The sequence below is a fragment of the Pseudomonas sp. SDO5522_S412 genome (assembly GCF_054071215.1).
Genome location: NZ_JBSVWQ010000377.1, coordinates 1 through 3,191, shown reverse-complemented (window position 1 = coordinate 3,191; position 3,191 = coordinate 1). Strand labels below are relative to the sequence as shown.

The 3,191-nt window shown below is 60.2% G+C and carries 2 protein-coding genes; both read left to right on the top strand.

Annotation, left to right across the window (positions count from 1 at the left end; genetic code table 11):
- Window positions 1-234: 234 nt before the first annotated feature.
- Entirely contained in the window at window positions 235-1,482 is a 1,248-nt protein-coding gene (locus ACW9I6_RS31685) for an OprD family porin (RefSeq protein WP_008435327.1), read from the top strand.
- A gap of 20 nt (window positions 1,483-1,502) precedes the next feature.
- Complete coding sequence (locus ACW9I6_RS31680; protein ID WP_178912645.1) at window positions 1,503-3,113, top strand: argininosuccinate lyase; 1,611 nt, start codon at window positions 1,503-1,505, stop codon at window positions 3,111-3,113.
- The last annotated feature ends 78 nt before the right edge of the window (window positions 3,114-3,191 follow it).

Below are 3,191 nucleotides of genomic sequence, written 5' to 3'. Positions count from 1 at the left end.
TCACCGGATGTATTGACTGATCCACCGCTTTCGCGAGCAAGCCCGCTCCCACATTCGCCCTTCAGTGCCTGAAAAATCGGGCGTCCGCTTCATACTTTTTTCGTCTCGCCTCAACACTTTCTATATATTTTCAATCTGCAATACAACTCGTTAGCCTGCGCAAGCCGGACGCGTCTCCCTGTCGCCGTCCGGCCAGATAATTCTAAAAATAAGCAGCAGACAACGGGAATAACAATGAACAAATCCCCCATTACCCTGGGCTTGACTTCGGCCACCCTCGGTTTGACCCTCGCCTTCCCAACCTTTGCCGAAGCTGACTTTTTCAAAGACAGCAAGGCCGACCTCGAATTTCGCAACTTCTACTTCAACAGCGATTACCGCCAGCCCAACGCGAGCCAGTCCAAACGCGATGAGTGGGCCCAAGGGCTGATCCTCAATTACCAGTCGGGTTACACCGAAGGCCTGGTGGGCTTTGGCCTCGATGCCATCGGCCTGCAGGGTTTGAAACTGGACTCAAGCCCCGACCGCCAAAACACCGGCCTGCTTCCCGTGGGCGAGGATGGCGCACCGGACAGCTACAGTCGAATGGGCGCCACCGCCAAGGCGCGGATCTCCAAAAGCGTGCTCAAATTCGGCACGCTGATCCCCAAGCTGCCGACCGTACTGCCCAACGATGGCCGGCTTCTGCCCCAGACCTTTCGCGGCACTCAATTGACCAGCCAGGACATCGCCGGCCTGACCTTCGATGCCGGGCGCCTGACCAGCAACACCCTGCGTAACGACAGCGGCCATGCAGACATCGAAGTCGACGGCAAAGGCATCAAGGGTGCCGTGCCCAGCGATAAATTCGACTTCGCCAGTGCCAGCTACAGCTGGACCAAAACCCTGGTCACCGGCTACCACTACGCCAACCTCGAGAACAACTACAAGCAACACATCTTCAACCTGGTCCATACCCTGCCACTGGGTGACGCGCAGTCGTTCAAGACCGACCTGCGTTACGCCGACTCCAGCAAGGAAGGCAACAGCAACATCGACAACCAGGCCTTCGGTGCCAAGTTCACCTACAGCCTCCACGGCCACTCGTTCGGCGCCGCCTACCAGCGCATGAAAGGCACCACCGGCTTCCCCCACCTGGACGGTACCGACTCCTACCTCGTCAACTACGTGATGATCTCGCCGGACTTCGCCAACCCCGAGGAAAAGTCCTGGCAGGCCCGCTACGACTATGACTTCGCCGCCCTCGGCATCCCCGGCCTGACCTTCATGACCCGCTACCTCAAGGGTGACAACTTCGTGCGTACCCGAACCCTGGAAGGTACCGAGTGGGAGCGCAACACCGATATCGGCTACGTGTTCCAGAGCGGTGCCCTGAAGAACCTTGAAGTGAAATGGCGCAATGGCACGTATCGCAGCAATGGCAGCGGCAGCGATATCGACCAGAACCGCTTTATCGTCAGCTACACCCTGCCCTTGCTGTGATTTTTCCCGGAGCGTTGCACATGAATAGCAGAAAAAGCCTGATCCACCTGGCCGTCGCCTTTGCCCTGTTCAGCAGTTACGGCGCCTACGCCGCCGACACCGGCGCGTTGCCCTGCAAAACCACCGAAGAATGCGCCGCCCAGGCGGCCAAAGTCGGCGCCACGCCGGGCTCCTCGCAAAGCGCCCACAAGGCCAAGGGCGACCCGACCCAAACCCAGTTCGCCTGGTTGAACCGCATCAACAAAGCCTCGATCGTGATGCTCACCGAAGAAGGCATCGTCAAGCCGGACATGGGCCACAAGATCGCCGGCGGCGTGCGCTTTGCCATCGACCAGGCCGACCAGCCCGATGGCAAGCGCCCGGAAGACGTGCTGCAACTGGAAAAAATCATGACCGACAAGATCGGTCCGGAAGCGTCGCTGATCCACTCCGGCCGCAGCCGCCAGGACATGCTCGCCACCTACCGCCTGGCCAAACTGCGCTCCCAGGTGCTGGCCTACAGCGAGGCACTGAACGCCACCCGCCAACGTATCCTGAACATCGCCGACAAGAACGTCGACACCCTGGTGCCCGCCTACACCAACGGCGTGCAGGCCATGCCCATCAGCTATGCGCACTACCTGCTGGCGTTCGAAGCCGCATTTGATCGCGACGGCCAACGCATCCGTGAACTCTACACCCGCCTCAACCTGAGCCCGATGGGCACCGCGGTACTGGCGAACTCCGCTTACCCGCTGAACCGCGAACGCCTGGCCGAGTTGCTGGGGTTCGACGGCGTGCGGGAAAACTCCCTGGATTCGAGCCAGGTGTCGACCTACGACATCCCGATCGAGGCGGCGAACCTCGCGGCGTCTTCGGCGATCCGCATCGGCGCGATGATTGGCGATATCCATACCCAGTACCATCAGATCCGCCCCTGGTTGCTGCTGGACGAAGAGTCCACCTACACCAGCAGTGCGATGCCGCAAAAACGCAACCCGGGGTTGTTGATGCGCACTCGGGAATCGGCCTCGGACGTGGTGGGCCTGGCGCAAACCGTGACCTTGCGCGCGCATAACGTCACCACCGGCATGACCGACTACAAGTTTGCGTTCGATTCATTGGGGCTGTTCCAGTCCACCGATGACATGTTCAAAAGCATGGATGCCGTGCTGGATGCGCTGCAGATCAACCCGCAGCGAGCGCTGGATGAGCTGGAGTCCGAGTGGACCACTTCGATGGAGCTGGCTGACACCCTGGAGCGTCAGTTCAAGGTGCCGTTCCGCATTGGCCACAGCTTCGCCTCGTTGATCGTCACCGAGGCGCGCAGCAATGGCACCACGCCGAAGACCTTCGCGTATGCGGACGCGCAGAAGCTGTACACCCAGGCCGCGGACAAATACAAATGGACGCCGAATACGTTGCCGCTGGATGAGGCCGGTTTCCGGGCTGCACTGTCGCCGACCACGATGGTCAAGACTCGCAAGGGTACGGGTGGGCCGCAGCCGGAAGAGGTCAAGCGGATGCTGGTGGAAGCGCGCAAGAATCTCGACGCGGACCAGAGTTGGTTGAAGGAGCGTCGTGAGAAGTTGAAAGGTGCTGAAGGCAACCTGGACAAGGCCTTCGACAAGTTGCTCAACGCCAAGGGCTGAAATGCGATCTGAATGTGGGAGCGGGCTTGCTCGCGAAGGCGGTGTATCAGTTAGCAGATTTATTGGCTGACCCACCGC

Excerpts from the sequence above, each read along its gene's own strand:
- ACW9I6_RS31685 (WP_008435327.1), top strand. The coding sequence starts at position 235 with ATGAACAAATCCCCCATTACCCTGGGCTTGACTTCGGCCACCCTCGGT.
- ACW9I6_RS31680 (WP_178912645.1), top strand. The coding sequence starts at position 1,503 with ATGAATAGCAGAAAAAGCCTGATCCACCTGGCCGTCGCCTTTGCCCTG.